Origin of the sequence: Streptomyces sp. NPDC005485, assembly GCF_040606085.1 — a bacterium.
Classification (GTDB): Bacteria; Actinomycetota; Actinomycetes; order Streptomycetales; family Streptomycetaceae; genus Streptomyces.
This window is the reverse complement of the sequence record NZ_JBEXDZ010000040.1, coordinates 23,861-39,585: the sequence shown is the minus strand read 5'-3', so window position 1 is coordinate 39,585 and position 15,725 is coordinate 23,861. Positions and strand designations below refer to the sequence as shown.

The window sequence follows — 15,725 nt, the reverse complement described above, 5'->3', positions numbered from 1 at the left end:
GAAACAGGGGAGAGGGAAGCACGGATCATGAGCGTGTTCGCGCAGGTGCTCTACGTCGCGCTGATGTGTTTCCTCATCGTGCTGATCTTCCGGCTGGTCATGGACTACGTCTTCCAGTTCGCCCGCTCATGGCAACCCGGCAAGGCGATGGTGGTCGTTCTGGAGGCCACCTACACTGTCACCGATCCACCGCTCAAGCTTCTGCGGCGGTTCATTCCGCCGCTGCGTCTCGGGGGCGTGGCGCTCGACCTGTCCTTCTTCGTACTGATGATCATCGTCTACATCCTGATCTCCGTCGTGAGCCGGCTGTGAACGATACGGTCTTGCCGAACGCCGATGATGCCGACGACTACGTTGAGGTGAAGAGATGCCGTTGACCCCCGAGGACGTGCGGAACAAGCAGTTCACGACCGTCCGCCTCCGAGAAGGCTATGACGAGGACGAGGTCGATGCCTTCCTCGATGAGGTCGAAGCCGAACTGACCCGCCTGCTCCGCGAGAACGAGGACCTGCGCGCCAAGCTGGCCGCGGCCACGCGCGCCGCTGCCCAGAACCAGCAGCAGGGCATGCGCAAGCCGCCCGAACAGCAGGACCCGCAACAGCAGCAGGGACCGCCGCAGGGTATGCGCGGTCCCGGTGCTCCGGTGCCCGCCGGGATATCGGGCCCGCCGCAGCAGCAGATGGGCGGCCCCATGGGTGGCCCGCCCCAGCTGCCGAGCGGTGCGCCGCAGCTTCCCGCCGGCCCCAGCGCCCAGGGCGGCCCGCAGGGTCCCGGCCCGATGGGCCAGGGTCCGATGGGTCAGGGCCCGATGGGCCAAGGCCCCATGGGACAGGGTCCGATGGGTCAGGGTCCCGGCCAGATGCAGCCGCAGATGCAGCAGCAGATGGGTGGCCCGATGGGCGGACCCATGGGTGGCCCCATGGGCGGTCACGGCCCGCAGATGCCGCAGCAGGGCCCCGGTGGCGACAGCGCCGCCCGTGTCCTCTCGCTGGCTCAGCAGACCGCCGACCAGGCGATCGCGGAGGCCCGCTCCGAGGCCAACAAGATCGTCGGCGAGGCCCGCAGCCGCGCCGAGGGTCTGGAGCGCGACGCGCGTGCCAAGGCCGACGCGCTGGAGCGGGACGCGCAGGAGAAGCACCGCGTCGCGATGGGCTCCCTGGAGTCCGCCCGCGCCACGCTGGAGCGCAAGGTCGAGGACCTGCGCGGCTTCGAGCGCGAGTACCGCACGCGTCTGAAGTCCTACCTGGAGTCCCAGCTGCGTCAGCTGGAGACGCAGGCGGACGACTCGCTCGCCCCGCCGCGCACTCCGGCCACGGCCTCCCTGCCGTCGTCCTCCGCGCCCTCGATGGCCCCGGCCGGCGCGAGCGCGCCGTCCTACGGCGGCAACCAGGGCATGGGTGGGGCACCGGCACCGGCCGCGCCCTCCTACGGTGGTCAGCAGCAGATGTCGCCCGCGATGACCCAGCCGATGGCACCGGTACGGCCGCAGGGCCCGTCGCCGATGCAGCAGGCTCCCTCGCCGATGCGTGGGTTCCTCATCGACGAGGACGACAACTGACGGCCTGTAGTACGCCTTAGGCGTCGGCAGCGTTCAGGGCGGAGCCCCCGGATTCCCGGGGGCTCCGCCCTTTCCCGTGCCCCTGGGGCTGCCGGGAAAATTCAGCCCCTCCGGCGTTTGAGGAGCGGGGGTCCAGGGGCGGAGCCCCGGAGTGACGGGACGGGAAGGGGCGGAGGGGGCGAAAAAAATGCTGCCCCACCGGCCCGGTGTGACGCGGGGGTGGGGCAGCGGGGGCGGTTGCCCCGGGCGGGGTTACGCCTTGCGGAGGCGGAACACCAGGGAGAGGCCCTCGTCCGTGAACGGGGCGCCGTAGGTGTCGTCGGCCTCGCCCTGGGAGAAGTCCGTGGCGAGGACCTCGTCGGCGATGAGGCCGGAGTGCTCGGACAGGGCCGCGATGACCGCCGGGTTGGTCGCGATCCAGCGCAGGGCGATGCGGTCGGCCACGTCGAGGCCGCTGTTCTTGCGGGCCTCCTGGATCAGCCGGATCGCGTCACGGGCGAGGCCCGCCTGCCGCAGCTCCTCGGTGATCTCCAGGTCGAGGGCGACCGTGGCACCCGAGTCGGACGCCACCGACCAGCCCTCGCGCGGGGTCTCCGTGATGATCACCTCGTCGGGGGCGAGCGTGACCGTCTCGCCGTCGACCTCGACCGACGCCGTGCCCTCGCGCAGGGCGAGGGACAGCGCCGCCGCGTCGGCGTTCGCGACGGCCTTGGCGACCGCCTGGACGCCCTTGCCGAAGCGCTTGCCGAGCGCACGGAAGTTCGCCTTGGCCGTGGTGTCGACCAGCGAGCCGCCGACCTCGCTCAGCGAGGCCAGCGCTGTGACGTTCAACTCCTCCGTGATCTGCGCGTGCAGCTCCCGGTCGAGGGAGTCGAAGCCGGACGCGGCGATCAGCGCGCGGGACAGCGGCTGGCGCGTCTTGACGCCCGACTCCGCGCGCGTGGCACGGCCGAGCTCCACGAGACGGCGTACGAGCACCATCTGCTTCGACAGCTCCGGGTCGATGACGGACAGGTCCGCCTCCGGCCAGGAGGACAGGTGGACCGACTCCGGGGCGCCCGGGGAGACCGGCACGATCAGGTCCTGCCAGACCCGCTCGGTGATGAACGGGGTCAGCGGGGCCATCAGCCGCGTGACCGTCTCGACGACCTCGTGCAGGGTGCGCAGCGCCGCCTTGTCGCCCTGCCAGAAGCGGCGACGGGAACGGCGTACGTACCAGTTGGACAGGTCGTCGACGAAGGCCGACAGGAGCTTTCCGGCGCGCTGGGTGTCGTACGACTCCAGTGCCTGCGTCACCTGGTCGGTGAGGGCGTGGAGTTCGGACAGGAGCCAGCGGTCCAGGACCGGGCGGTCCGCCGGGGCCGGATCGGCCTCGCTGGGCGCCCAGTCGGACGTGCGCGCGTACAGGGCCTGGAAGGCGACCGTGTTCCAGTAAGTGAGGAGCGTCTTGCGGACGACCTCCTGGATGGTGCCGTGGCCGACGCGGCGGGCCGCCCACGGGGAGCCGCCGGCCGCCATGAACCAGCGCACCGCGTCGGCGCCGTGCCGGTCCATCAGCGAGATCGGCTCAAGGGTGTTGCCCAGGTGCTTGGACATCTTGCGGCCGTCCTCGGCGAGGATGTGGCCGAGGCAGACCACGTTCTCGTACGAGGACTTGTCGAAGACCAGGGTGCCGACCGCCATCAGCGTGTAGAACCAGCCGCGCGTCTGGTCGATGGCCTCGGAGATGAACTGCGCCGGGTAGCGGGACTCGAACAGTTCCTTGTTCTTGTGCGGGTAGCCCCACTGCGCGAAAGGCATCGAGCCCGAGTCGTACCAGGCGTCGATGACCTCGGGCACGCGCGTGGCCGTCTTCTCGCACTGGGGGCAGGCGAAGGTGACCGCGTCGATGTAGGGGCGGTGCGGGTCCAGCTGCGACTGGTCGGTGCCGGTCAGCTCGGTCAGCTCCGCGCGGGAGCCGACGCAGGTGAGGTGGCCGTCCTCGCAGGTCCACAGGGGGAGCGGGGTGCCCCAGTAGCGGCTGCGGGACAGTGCCCAGTCGATGTTGTTGTTCAGCCAGTCGCCGAAGCGGCCGTGCTTGACCGACTCGGGGAACCAGTTGGTCTTCTCGTTCTCCTGGAGGAGACGGTCCTTGACGGCCGTGGTGCGGATGTACCAGGACGGCTGTGCGTAGTAGAGGAGCGCGGTGTGGCAGCGCCAGCAGTGCGGGTAGCTGTGCTCGTACGGGACGTGCTTGAAGAGCAGACCGCGGTTCTGGAGGTCTTCGGTGAGCTTTTCGTCCGCCTTCTTGAAGAAGACGCCGCCCACGAGCGGGATGTCCTGCTCGAAGGTGCCGTTGGGGCGGACGGGGTTCACGACCGGCAGGCCGTACGCACGGCAGACCTTGAGGTCGTCCTCACCGAAGGCGGGGGACTGGTGGACCAGACCCGTACCGTCGTCGGTCGTCACGTACTCGGCGTTGACCACGTAGTGGGCGGGCTCCGGGAACTCGACGAGCTCGAACGGACGTTGATACGTCCAGCGCTCCATCTCGGCGCCCGTGAAGGACTCGCCGGTGGTCTCCCAGCCCTCGCCGAGCGCCTTCTCGACGAGCGGCTGCGCGACGACGAGGTTCTCCTCGCCGTTCGTCACGACGACGTACGTGACGTCGGGGTGCGCGGCGACAGCCGTGTTGGAGACCAGCGTCCAGGGGGTCGTCGTCCACACCAGGAGGGCGGCCCGGCCGGCCAGCGGACCGGAGGTGAGCGGGAAACGGACGAACACCGACGGGTCGACGACCGTCTCGTAGCCCTGCGCCAGCTCGTGGTCCGACAGACCCGTCTCGTCGCGGGGGCACCAGGGGGCCACGCGGTAGTCCTGGACCAGCAGGCCCTTGTTGAAGATCTCCTTGAGCGACCACCAGACGGACTCGATGTACTCGGGGTCCATGGTGCGGTACGGGTCGTTCAGGTCTGCCCAGTAGCCCATGCGGGTCGTGAGCTCTTCGAAGGCGTCGGTGTGCCGGGTCACGGACTCGCGGCACTTGTCGTTGAACTCGGCGACGCCGTACGCCTCGATGTCCTGCTTGCCGGTGAAGCCGAGCTCCTTCTCCACCGCGAGCTCCACCGGGAGGCCGTGGCAGTCCCAGCCGGCCTTGCGGGCCACGTGGTAGCCCCGCATGGTGCGAAAGCGCGGGAAGACGTCCTTGAAGACGCGCGCCTCGATGTGGTGGGCGCCCGGCATGCCGTTGGCGGTGGGCGGGCCCTCGTAGAACACCCACTCGGGGCGGCCCTCGGACTGCTCCAGGCTCTTGGCGAAGATCTTCTGCTCGTGCCAGAAGTCGAGCACGGCGTGCTCGAGCGCGGGCAGGTCGACCTGGGCGGGCACCTGGCGATACGTCGGCGCTGTCATCAGCGAGCTCCTCCAACGGACTTTCTGCCTTCCGTCGGAGGGACGAGAGCCTGCATGCTGCCTACGCCGTGTGCGGCGCGCTCCCGCGGTACCACCCTCCTTGGCCCTCCGGTGCGTGGTGTGCGCCGGTGAGCCCCCTCATTGGGGTCGCGATGCCGGGTCTACTCACCGCTGCTCGCCGGCTGCGGCTTTCTTCCGGTGGCTCCGGGGTGATCTTCACGTCGCGCCGGCCCCCGGGCTCGCACCGTCCCCGGGTCGCTCATGGCTGCGTACGCCGCTACTCGTCCCCATCCACGCTTTTCGCTCCGCCCAGTGTACGGCGCCGCGGAGACATCGGCCGACCGGATTTCCGGGGCCCGCGCCCGGGGCGGGCGGGGCGCGGGCCCCGGCGGGGTGCCCCGGGGGCCTGCGCCGTGACCCGAATGGCGAGGCGCGGGTGTCCGGATCCTGGGACGCGGGCCGGGGCGGATTACCCGGCGGGGAGTTGGGAACAACGCATGCAGACTCGCCGCGGGGTGCGCGCGGGGCGGGCGAATCGGTGGCGTGCCCCGTTGCCGCGGGCCGGAAGTCGATTTATCGTCCCAGCACGATTCGCGTGCAAGATCACAATATGTGAAGGGGCCGCGGCCATGGTGGCGAAGAAGTCCGCCGTACAGGAGTCGGCGTCCGGCAGATCCACGGGTCCGGCGGCCAAGGACGTGGGTGGGAAGAAGAGCGCTCAGGGGGCACCCGCCGGGAACGCGACCGCACCGGCGAAGCCGGTGAAGACGGTGGGTGCGACCGCCGGGACGAAATCGGCCGCCAAGAAGACGGCTGCACAGAAGGCGGCCACAAAGAAGACGGCCACCGGAAAGTCGGCCACTACGGAGGGGGCCCCGACGAAGACGGCCACGACGAAACCGGCTGCCAAGAGATCCGCCACCAAGACGGCCGCGAAGAAGACGGCCGCGACGAAGACGGTGACGAAGAAGACGGCGACGAAGAAGGCAGCCGCCAAGAAGACGGCCGTCACGACCGCAGAGGCGAAGAAACCGACGGCCGCGAAGCGTGCCGCCAAGAAGAGCACCAGTACGGCCAAGAAGGCGGTCGCGTCCGCGGCCGCGGGCGCGGCCCAGGCCGCGAAGACGACGGGAGCCACAACGGTGGTTGCGAAGAAGACTCCTGGCACGGCCACGGCGGCGAAGAAGTCCACCGCGGTCCCCAAGGCGCGGATCGCCGCCGTGACGCCCGGTGAGCTCGCGGTCCGCCCCGGTGAGGACCCCTGGACCCCGGAAGAGGTCGCGGAGGCGCGGGCCGAGCTCCAGTCCGAGTCCCTGCGCCTGCGGGCCGAGATCACGTCGTCGGAGGAGGCGCTCGCGGGACTGATGCGGGACTCCGGCGACGGCGCGGGCGACGACCAGGCCGACACCGGCACCAAGAACATCACGCGCGAGCACGAGATGTCCCTCGCGGCCAACGCGCGCGAGATGCTCGAACAGACCGACCGCGCGCTGGAGCGCCTCGACGCGGGCACCTACGGCCTGTGCGAGAACTGCGGCAACGCCATCGGCAAGGCGCGCATGCAGGCCTTCCCGCGGGCCACCCTGTGCGTCGAGTGCAAGCAGAAGCAGGAGCGCCGTTACTGAGCGGCGCGGGAGGGCTCCTGAGCACGTGGGTCCCAGGGGGTGTGCCGTACTCTCGTCCTCAGTCAGGCACCTAGGTTGAGGGACTCACGTGGCAGAGGCGGAGCGCATCATCGGTACGCCGGATAACCCAGGGGCGGCGGGGGCCGAACCGGAGCAGTCCGACGAGAACGCGGCGGCGGGCGGCCGGTCCGGCTCCGGCGACACGGCACCGGCGGAGCAGTCCGGTGTGGACGGGGCGCAGGGCGCCGGGACCGCGGCCGAGCAGCCGCGGCGCAGGCGCCGGATCGCCGTGCTCTTCGCGGTCGCGACCCTGGCGTACGCGCTCGACCTCGTCAGCAAGATGCTCGTCGTCGCGAAGCTGGAACACCATGCGCCGATCGAGATCATCGGGGACTGGCTGCGGTTCGAGGCGATCCGCAACGCGGGCGCGGCCTTCGGCTTCGGTGAGGCCTTCACCATCATCTTCACGGTGATCGCCGCGGCCGTGATCGTGGTGATCGCACGGCTCGCGCGCAAGCTGTACAGCCTGCCCTGGGCGATCGCGCTGGGCCTGCTGCTGGGTGGCGCCCTGGGCAACCTGACCGACCGGATCTTCCGCTCGCCGGGCGTCTTCGAGGGCGCGGTCGTCGACTTCATCGCGCCGAAGCACTTCGCGGTCTTCAACCTGGCCGACTCCGCGATCGTCTGCGGCGGCATCCTCATCGTGCTGCTGTCCTTCCGCGGACTGGACCCGGACGGGACCGTCCACAGGGACTGAGCGCGCAGGCTGCCGTACGGCGGTGTCCGAGCCGTCCGGCATACTCGACGGGTGAGTACGATTCCCGAGATCCGCACCCTGCCCGTGCCCGACGGCCTGGAGGGCGAGCGTGTCGACGCCGCCATCTCCCGAATGTTCGGCTTCTCCCGTACGAAGGCCGCCGAGCTGGCCGCGGCGGGGAAGGTCATGGTCGACGGCTCGGTGGTCGGAAAGTCCGACCGGGTGCACGGCGGCGCCTGGCTGGAGGTGGAGATGCCGCAGGCACCCGCCCCGGTGCAGATCGTCGCCGAGCCCGTCGAGGGCATGGAGATCGTGCATGACGACGACGACATCGTCGTGATCGTCAAGCCGGTGGGCGTCGCCGCGCACCCGAGCCCCGGCTGGACCGGCACGACCGTGATCGGCGGCCTCGCGGCCGCCGGGTACCGGATCTCGACCTCAGGTGCCGCCGAGCGCCAGGGCATCGTGCACCGCCTGGACGTGGGCACGTCCGGTCTGATGGCAGTCGCCAAGTCGGAGCGCGCGTACACCTCGCTGAAGCGCCAGTTCAAGGAACGTACGGTCGACAAGCGCTACAACGCGCTCGTGCAGGGCCACCCCGACCCGATGAGCGGCACCATCGACGCGCCGATCGGCCGCCACCCGAACCATGACTACAAGTGGGCGGTCACGGCCGAGGGCAAGCCCTCCGTCACGCACTACGACCTCATGGAGGCGTTCCGGGCGGCCTCGCTGCTCGACATCAAGCTGGAGACCGGGCGCACCCACCAGATCCGCGTCCACATGGCCGCCCACCGCCACCCGTGCGTCGGCGATCTGACCTACGGCGCGGACCCGACGCTCGCCAAGCGGCTCGGTCTCACCCGGCAGTGGCTGCACGCGGTGCGGCTCGGCTTCGAGCACCCCGGCGACGGGGAGTGGGTGGAGTTCTCCAGCGGCTACCCCGCCGACCTGCAGAAGGCGCTGGACAAGGTCCGCGAGGAGAGCAACGCGTGAGCTCCGCGTTCGTCGTGCGGGTGGCCGAGGACGCCGCCGACCGTGAGGCGTGCTTCGCGGTGCGCAAGGCGGTCTTCGTCGTCGAGCAGCGCGTCCCCGAGGACATCGAGTACGACGCCTACGACGCCGGGGCCCTGCATGTGCTGGCGGTCCGGGAGGACGGGCTGCCGCTCGGCACCGGGCGCCTCCTGTACGGCGAGGAGGCCGCCGCGAAGACCGGCGGCGACCTGGGCGTCGGCTCGCTCGGACGGCTCGCCGTGACCCGGGACGCGCGAGGGCTCGGCGTCGGTGTCGCCCTCGTACGCGCCATCGAGGACGCGGCACGCGCGCGTGGCCTGTCGGCGGTGGACCTGCACGCGCAGACGCATGCGACCGGCTTCTACGAGCGGCTCGGCTACGAGGCGTACGGCCCGGAGTTCCCCGACGCGGGGATCCCGCACCGGGCGATGCGACGCGCTCTTTGAACCCCGCGGTACCCGGGCCGGGTGTGACGTCCCGGCCGGGCGTACGGCGCGTGGCACGCTGGAGACTCTGATCGTCTCGCCAGTCCGGAGTGCGCGCCGTGGACCAACTCGCCCTGCTGTTCGTGCTGCTGCTCGGAGCCGTGGTGAGTGTTCCGGTGGGGGACCGGTTCGGGTTGCCCGCCCCGGTGCTGATGACGCTCCTCGGCATCGTGCTCGCCGTACTGGACTTCGTGCCCAATGTGGACATCCCGCCTGACCTGATCCTGCCCGCGTTGCTTCCGCCGCTGCTCTACGCGTCGGTGCGGCGCACGTCGTGGAGGCAGTTCACGGCCAACAAACGTCCGATCTTCCTGCTGGCCGTGGCGCTGGTGTTCGTCACCACCGTGGTGGTGGCCGTCGTCGCCAACACGATCGTTCCGGGGCTGCCGATCGCCGCCGCTGTGGCCCTCGGGGCGCTGGTCGCGCCGCCCGACCCCGTCGCGGCGACCGCCGTCGCAGGGCAGCTCGGGCTGCCGCGCCGACTGGTGTCGATCCTCGAGGGCGAGGGGCTGTTCAACGACGTCACGGCCATCGTGCTCTACCACGTGGCGATTGCCGCCGCCGTCAGCGGAAGCTTCTCCCTGCCGCGCGCCGCCCTCGACCTGGTGCTGTCCGCGGTCGTCGCGGTGGCCGTCGGACTCGCGCTCGGCTGGGCCGCCAACAAGCTGATGAACCTGCTGGACGACTCCACCCTGCAGATCGGCCTGACCCTGCTGGTGCCGTTCGCCTCGTACGTCCTCGCCGAGGAACTGCACGGCTCGGGGGTGCTCGCGGTGCTCACCACCGCGCTCTTCCTGGCCGAGTACGCCACCGACGCCGACGACGTCCTGACGCGGCTCGCCGGGCACACCTTCTGGGACGTGGTCGACACCCTGGTCACCGGAGTCGCGTTCGGGCTGATCGGGCTCGAACTGCACAACGCCATCAGGACGGCGTCGGGGCGCTGGGGCGAGATGCTCGGCTGGGCCGGGGCGATCGTCGCCGTCGTCGTCCTCGTACGCCTGGCGTGGCTGCTGCCGGCGACCTGGCTGACCAAACGACTGCACGCGAAACGGGACTACGACGAGGAGATCCCGACCTCCTGGCGCGAGACCGTCGTGATGTGGTGGGCGGGGATGAGAGGCGTCGCCTCCGTCGCGCTCGCGCTCGCCATTCCGCTGGAGATGGACGACGGGTCGCCGTTCCCGGACCGGGACGAGATCGTGTTCATCGCGTTCGGCGTGATCATGGCGACGCTGGTGCTCCAGGGGCTCACGCTGCCCTGGCTGGTGAGGAAGCTCGGCGTGCGGGCCGACACCGACAGCGAGAAGGCCTTCGAACGGGTGCTCGCCGTCCGTGCGGCGAAGGCCGCGAAGCGGAGACTGAAGGAGATCGAGGAGGTGGAGGAGCTGCCGGAGGAACTGTCCGAGCAACTGCTGCGCCGGGCCTTCGAGATCGGGGTGCGGATCAGCCCCGACATGGGGGACGACGAGCGGCGCGAGGCGCACGACCAGCGGGTCCGCCGGATCAAGCGGATGCGGCGGATCCAGGGGGAGATGCTGAGCGCGGCGCGGCACGAGGTGCTGTCGGCGCGGAGTGAGGCGGGAGCCGACCCGGAGATCGTCGACCGGGTGCTGCGGCATCTGGATGTGCGCAGTCTGCGGTGACGGGACCCCGGCCGAAGCCGGGGTCCCGTCCTGGGCGCCGTATCGGCGTCCTTTCCCGCAGGTGCGGCCCGGTGCTCAGCCCCGGCCCGTCCGCGGCGGCTCGTGGGCCCGCCGTACCGCCCCGTCCGCGGACCGGGAACGCCCGTTGGGGCTGCCCGGCGACAACAGGGCGTCGGCCGTGTTCACGCGGGGCAGCGCGTACGGGTGGTGCTCGGTCAGCCAGCGGATCATCTGCTCGCGGACCGTGACCCGTACCGTCCAGACGTCGTCCGCGTCCTTCGCCGTCACCAGCGCTCGCACCTGCATGGTGTTCGGGGTCGTGTCCGTGACGGCCAGGCCGTAGTCGCGGCCGTCCCAGGCGGGGCACTCGCGCAGGATGTCGCGGAGCCTTTCGCGCATCGCCTCCACGGGCGCGGTGTGGTCGAGGTGCCAGAAGACGATGCCGGTCATCTGGGCGCCGCCGCGCGACCAGTTCTCGAACGGCTTCGAGGTGAAGTACGAGACCGGCATGGTGATCCGGCGCTCGTCCCAGGTCCGTACCGTCAGGAAGGTGAGGGTGATCTCGTCGACCGTGCCCCACTCGCCGTCCACCACGACCGTGTCGCCCAGCCGCACCATGTCGCCGAAGGCGATCTGCAGCCCGGCGAAGAGGTTGCTGAGCGTGGACTGGGCGGCGACACCGGCGACGATGCCGAGAATGCCCGCCGAGGCCAGCAGCGAGGCGCCGGCCGCGCGCATCGCCGGGAACGTCAGCAGCATCGAGGCGGCCGCCACCACCCCGACGATCGCCGCGACCACCCGCATGATCAGCGACACCTGCGTGCGCACCCGGCGCACCCGGGCCGGATCACGGTGGGCCCTCGCGTAACGGGAGTACGACGTCTCGACGATCGCGGCCGTGATGCGCACCACCAGCCAGGCGGTGGCCCCGATCAGCACCAGCGTCAGGCCGCGCCCGATGCCGACCCGGTGTGCCTGCAGCAGCTGTGCCTCGTCGTAGGAGCCTCTGAGCATGGCCGCGCAGAGAACGATCTGGTAGGGGATACGGCCGCGGCGCAGCAGGCCCCACAGCGGCGTCTCCGAATGCTGGTCGTCTGCCTTGCGCAGCAGGCGGTCGGTGGCCCACCCGATGAGGAGGGTGAGCACGACCGAACCGCCGACCACGATCAGCGGGCGAAGTACCGTTTCCATGCCTTCGAACGTAACCGGATGAGGGCGGTCATGAACATGTTGCCTGGATACGGCGTTGTCGGTGCCGGCTGGCACCATGGGTTCATGAACATCTTGCTCTTTCACTCGACCTTCGGCCTCAGGCCCGCGGTGCGCGCGGCGGCGGACCGGTTGCGCGGCGCGGGGCACGAGGTGTGGACGCCCGACCTCTTCGAGGGGCGGACGTTCGAGACCGTCGAGGAGGGCATGGCCTTCAAGGACGAGATCGGCAAGGAAGAGCTGCTCAAGCGGGCCGTTCTGGCCGCCGCACCCCATTCCGAGCGCGGGCTCGTGTACGCCGGATTCTCCTTCGGCGCCGCGACGGCGCAGACCCTGGCCCTCGGCGACGACAAGGCGCGCGGCCTTCTGCTGCTGCACGGCACGTCGGACATCGCCGAGAGCGCCTCGGTGGACGAGCTGCCGGTGCAGCTGCATGTCGCCGAGCCGGACCCGTTCGAGACGGACGACTGGCTGAGCGCCTGGTATCTGCAGATGGGCAAGGCGGGCGCCGACGTGGAGATCTACCGGTACGCCGGGGCCGGTCACCTGTACACCGACCCCGACCTGCCGGACTACGACGAGGAGGCTGCCGAGGCCACCTGGCGGGTGGCGCTCGGCTTCCTCGAAACCCTCTAGGAGCCGGGGCCCTTAAACCGGGTCGTAGGTGCGCTCGGCCTTCTGCGTGCCGCTGCGCGTGCGGTACGAACGGGCCCAGGACGAGGTCGCGTTCGGGTCCGTGCGGTCGGAGAGCACGTAGTAGTCCATCTGCGCGCGGTCGGCCGTGACATCCAGGACGCCGTAGCCGTGCCGGTCGGTGTCGACCCAGTGGACGTGCCGGTTGGCGGCCCGGATGATCGGCGAGGCGATCGCGGAGACGGTGCCCTCGGGGACCTTGACGATGTCGTCGAGGTTGTCGGAGGTGACCGAGGTGACGACGAACTCCGTGGCGGCGGAGGCGGACAGCGGATATGTGCCGGCGTCCACCGGCACGTCGTTGGCCCATGCCATATGTATGTCGCCGGTCAGGAAGACCGTGTTGCGGATCGCGTTGGTGCGCAGGTGCGCGAGCAGTTCGCGGCGGTCGTCCGTGTAGCCGTCCCACTGGTCGGTGTTGAGGGCGATGCCCTCCTGCGGCAGCCCCAGCAGCTTGGCGAGCGGCTTGAAGAGGTCGGCGGACAGCTCGCCGATGGCGAACGGCGAGATCATCACGGAGTTGCCGACCAGCCGCCAGGTGGTGTCCGAGGCCTTCAGCCCCGCCTTCAGCCAGTCGAGCTGCGCCCGGCCCGTGAGCGTACGGTCCGGGTCGTCCACCGAGCCGCTCGCCGTGGAGGCCTGCTGCGAGCGGAACGACCGCAGGTCGAGCAGCGAGAGGTCGGCGAGCTTGCCGAAGCGCAGCCGGCGGTATGTGGTGCCCTCGATCGCCGGGCGGACCGGCATCCACTCGAAGTAGGCCTGCTTGGCGGCCGACTGGCGGGCGGACCAGGCGCCTTCGGCGCCTTCGGTGTGGTTGACCGCGCCGCCCGACCAGGCGTTGTCGGCGAACTCGTGGTCGTCCCAGATCGCGATGACCGGCACCTTGTGGTGCAGCGACTGGAGGTCCGGGTCGGTCTTGTAACGGCCGTGCCGGGTGCGGTAGTCGGCGAGGGTGATGATCTCGTTCGCCGGTGCGTGCGGCCGGACGACCTTGCCGCGGGCCGCGTACTCGCCGGACTTGTACTCGTAGATGTAGTCGCCCAGGTGCAGCCAGGCGTCCAGGTCGCCGCGCGCGGCGAGATGGCGGTACGGGGAGAAGTAGCCGGCCTCCCAGTTGGCGCAGGAGACCACGCCGAAGCGCAGGCCCATGACGCTCGCGTCCGCCGCGGGAGTGGTGCGGGTGCGGGCCACGGGGGAGTCGGTGCCGCCCGCGGAGAAGCGGAACCAGTAGTCGGTGGCCGGTTCCAGGCCGCGGATGTCCGCCTTGACCGTGTGGTCGGAGGCGGCCGACGCGGTGGTGGAGCCCTTGGCGACGACGTTGGTGAACGCCTTGTCCTTGGCGACGGTCCAGCTCACCTCGGTGTCGGGGCCGAGCCCGGAGCCGGGTGTCGCCTCCGAAGTGGGCGTCACCCGGGTCCACAGCAGGATGCCGTTGGGCAGCGGGTCACCGGAGGCGACACCGTGCAGGAAGGCGGGTGCCTCGGCGGCGCGGGCCGGCAGTGCGGCGGCGAGCGGCGCGGCGAGGACGGCGGTGACGGCCGCGGCCTTGACGACCGTACGGCGGCGGGGAGCGCGGGAGTTGGCGGCGCCCGGAGGATCTTGCGGCTCGGAAGATCTGTATCGACTGGTCACGAGCGGTCAGGTTACCGATCAGTACAGGCCGGGAGCGGGCGAACTCGTAAAAGTTCGCCCGCTCTTCGGCTTCTGGTCGGATCCGCCCTTGAGCCGGTCGTCAGTCCTCGGGCTCGGTCGTCAGGCCTTGAGCGCCGCGTCGATCGCCGTCGTGTAGTCGGCGACGGACATCGGCGCGTTCTTGCCGTCGGACCCGGTGAGCTGCTTGCCGTTCATGACGAGGCTCGGCGTGCCGTCGACCCCGTCCTTGTTGTCGTCGAACGTCTTCGACATGTCCAGTGCCCACCTGTCGTAGGTGCCGTCCTTCACGGCCTTCTGGAACGCCTTGTTGTTCTTGAGGGCGTCCACCGTGTTCGCGACCTTGATCAGGTAGGCGTCGTCCTTGAACTTGTCGTCGGTCTCCTCGGGGTGGTACTTCGTCGAGTAGAGCGCGGTCTTGTACTCCAGGAAGGCTTCGGGGCTCACGTTCAGGGCGGCACCGAGAGCGCTGAGCGCGTTCTTGGAGCCCTCGCCGTTGTCGTGGTTGTCGATGAACGTGGCGCCGATGTACTGGATCTTGAACTTGCCGGCGTCGAGGTCCTTCTTCAGGGTCGGGCCCACGGTCTGCTCGAACTGGGCGCAGATCGGGCAGCGCGAGTCCTCGTACAGCTTCAGCGTCTTCTTGGCGGTGCTCTTGCCGACGACGACGGTCGTGCCGTTGGTGCCGCTGGTGTTGGCCGGCTTGACGAGCTTGTCCTTCTTGGCGGCTTCCCAGTAGGCGGGCTTGTTGTTCTGCACGACCGCGTAGCCGATGCCGCCGGCTATCGCGAGGACGCCGACGATGGAGCCGGCGACGATGACCTGCCGCTTGGCCTTGTCCCGTTTGGCCTGGCGCTCGCGCTCGACGCGCAGCCGCTCACGTGCCGCCGACTTGGACGCCTGGCTGTTCCGCTTGCTCATATTGGTGATCTCCATGTGGGACGCGCACATGCTGTACGCGGAATACGTATGGGGGACTGCAGTTGCTCAGGCGAAGGCGACTGAGCACGGCGGTCCACGTCGTCCCATGGAGTGGGCGAAGAGGCGGGTGCGGATGGCGGCGATCCGGTGTGCCGGGCGGGGCGGCCGGCGTACCGGCGTGAGCTCCACCGTCACCGCGGCGACGGCGAGGAGCAGCGGCCGGAAGGCGGCCGTGGCCGCCGCGCGCAGCAACTGCTCCAGGGCCCGCTCGCCGCGCCGCAGCCAGGCGGCGGCGAGGAGTCCGACGCCGATGTGCGCGGTGAGCAGCAGCCAGGCGGCGGCCGGGTCGGCGTGCGCGAGCAGGGCCGCCGCGCGGTCGGGGCCGGCGCCGGTGACACGGGCCAGCGGGGTGCCCACACTGCCGCCGCCGCACAGCACGTCGAAGCCGACGGAGCGCAGCGGGCCCGCCACGGGACCGCCCGCCCTGCCGTAGCAGACGTGCTGGCCCGTGGTGAACACCGTGTCGGCGGCCAGCTCCAGCGGGATCAGCAGGGCCGCGATCGCGCCGAAACCGCGCTCGCGGCCCGCCAGCACATACGCGAGGACGAAGACGGCGCCCGCGATCGCGGCCACGGTGGCCAGCGGCAGCGGGACCCGGGACAGCAGGACGTGCGACGCGGTGGAGAGCGTCACGACGACTGCCGTGAACAGGGCCGCGCGTACGGCTCTGAGCTGGGTTCCGGATATGTCCATGGCGCTGGAGAGTGTCCCACGAGC

At 70.5% G+C, this 15,725-nt stretch carries 13 protein-coding genes; 8 read left to right on the top strand and 5 right to left on the bottom strand.

Annotated elements, in window-relative coordinates; all coding sequences use genetic code 11:
• The first annotated feature begins 27 nt into the window (after positions 1 to 27).
• Both ABZS97_RS16305 and ABZS97_RS16300 read left to right on the top strand, forming a co-directional pair.
• Positions 28 to 312, top strand: coding sequence for a YggT family protein (locus ABZS97_RS16305; RefSeq protein ID WP_356138132.1), 285 nt, complete (start codon positions 28 to 30; stop codon positions 310 to 312).
• Positions 313 to 367: 55 nt separating this feature from the next.
• Positions 368 to 1,558: a DivIVA domain-containing protein gene (locus tag ABZS97_RS16300; RefSeq protein ID WP_356138130.1), complete on the top strand. Its 1,191-nt coding sequence runs from the start codon at positions 368 to 370 to the stop codon at positions 1,556 to 1,558.
• 252 nt (positions 1,559 to 1,810) lie between these two features.
• Here ABZS97_RS16300 and ileS read toward each other — a convergent pair whose 3' ends face one another.
• A complete protein-coding gene (ileS, locus tag ABZS97_RS16295; RefSeq protein WP_356138128.1) occupies positions 1,811 to 4,948 on the bottom strand; it encodes an isoleucine--tRNA ligase in 3,138 nt (1,045 codons plus the stop codon).
• Positions 4,949 to 5,577: 629 nt separating this feature from the next.
• On the opposite strand from ileS, the gene ABZS97_RS16290 reads away from it, so the two are divergent.
• From ABZS97_RS16290 to ABZS97_RS16270, 5 genes are all read left to right on the top strand, one after another.
• Positions 5,578 to 6,573 (top strand): TraR/DksA family transcriptional regulator, encoded by a 996-nt coding sequence (locus ABZS97_RS16290; protein ID WP_356138125.1) that lies wholly within the window; start codon positions 5,578 to 5,580, stop codon positions 6,571 to 6,573.
• Between the two features lie 88 nt (positions 6,574 to 6,661).
• A complete protein-coding gene (gene lspA / locus ABZS97_RS16285) occupies positions 6,662 to 7,330 on the top strand; it encodes a signal peptidase II (protein ID WP_356138122.1) in 669 nt (222 codons plus the stop codon).
• A gap of 51 nt (positions 7,331 to 7,381) precedes the next feature.
• Positions 7,382 to 8,326 (top strand): RluA family pseudouridine synthase, encoded by a 945-nt coding sequence (locus ABZS97_RS16280; RefSeq protein WP_356138119.1) that lies wholly within the window; start codon positions 7,382 to 7,384, stop codon positions 8,324 to 8,326.
• Positions 8,323 to 8,790, top strand: coding sequence for a GNAT family N-acetyltransferase (locus tag ABZS97_RS16275; protein ID WP_356138114.1), 468 nt, complete (start codon positions 8,323 to 8,325; stop codon positions 8,788 to 8,790). The genes ABZS97_RS16280 and ABZS97_RS16275 overlap by 4 nt, the downstream gene beginning before the upstream one ends.
• A gap of 98 nt (positions 8,791 to 8,888) precedes the next feature.
• Positions 8,889 to 10,475 carry a Na+/H+ antiporter gene (locus ABZS97_RS16270; protein WP_356138112.1) on the top strand — a complete coding sequence of 529 codons (1,587 nt, stop codon included), beginning with the start codon at positions 8,889 to 8,891 and terminating at the stop codon, positions 10,473 to 10,475.
• Positions 10,476 to 10,550: 75 nt separating this feature from the next.
• Here ABZS97_RS16270 and ABZS97_RS16265 read toward each other — a convergent pair whose 3' ends face one another.
• On the bottom strand, positions 10,551 to 11,666 hold the full coding sequence (locus tag ABZS97_RS16265) for a mechanosensitive ion channel domain-containing protein (RefSeq protein ID WP_356138110.1): 1,116 nt from the start codon (positions 11,664 to 11,666) through the stop codon (positions 10,551 to 10,553).
• Between the two features lie 84 nt (positions 11,667 to 11,750).
• On the opposite strand from ABZS97_RS16265, the gene ABZS97_RS16260 reads away from it, so the two are divergent.
• Positions 11,751 to 12,320: a dienelactone hydrolase family protein gene (locus tag ABZS97_RS16260; protein ID WP_356138108.1), complete on the top strand. Its 570-nt coding sequence runs from the start codon at positions 11,751 to 11,753 to the stop codon at positions 12,318 to 12,320.
• A 12-nt stretch (positions 12,321 to 12,332) separates the two neighbouring features.
• Here ABZS97_RS16260 and ABZS97_RS16255 read toward each other — a convergent pair whose 3' ends face one another.
• The 3 genes from ABZS97_RS16255 to ABZS97_RS16245 form a co-directional block, all read right to left on the bottom strand.
• A complete protein-coding gene (locus ABZS97_RS16255; RefSeq protein ID WP_356138106.1) occupies positions 12,333 to 14,009 on the bottom strand; it encodes an alkaline phosphatase D family protein in 1,677 nt (558 codons plus the stop codon).
• Between the two features lie 120 nt (positions 14,010 to 14,129).
• A complete protein-coding gene (locus ABZS97_RS16250; protein ID WP_356138104.1) occupies positions 14,130 to 14,948 on the bottom strand; it encodes a DsbA family protein in 819 nt (272 codons plus the stop codon).
• Positions 14,949 to 15,014: 66 nt separating this feature from the next.
• Complete coding sequence (locus ABZS97_RS16245) at positions 15,015 to 15,701, bottom strand: hypothetical protein (RefSeq protein WP_356138102.1); 687 nt, start codon at positions 15,699 to 15,701, stop codon at positions 15,015 to 15,017.
• Between the last annotated feature and the right edge of the window lie 24 nt (positions 15,702 to 15,725).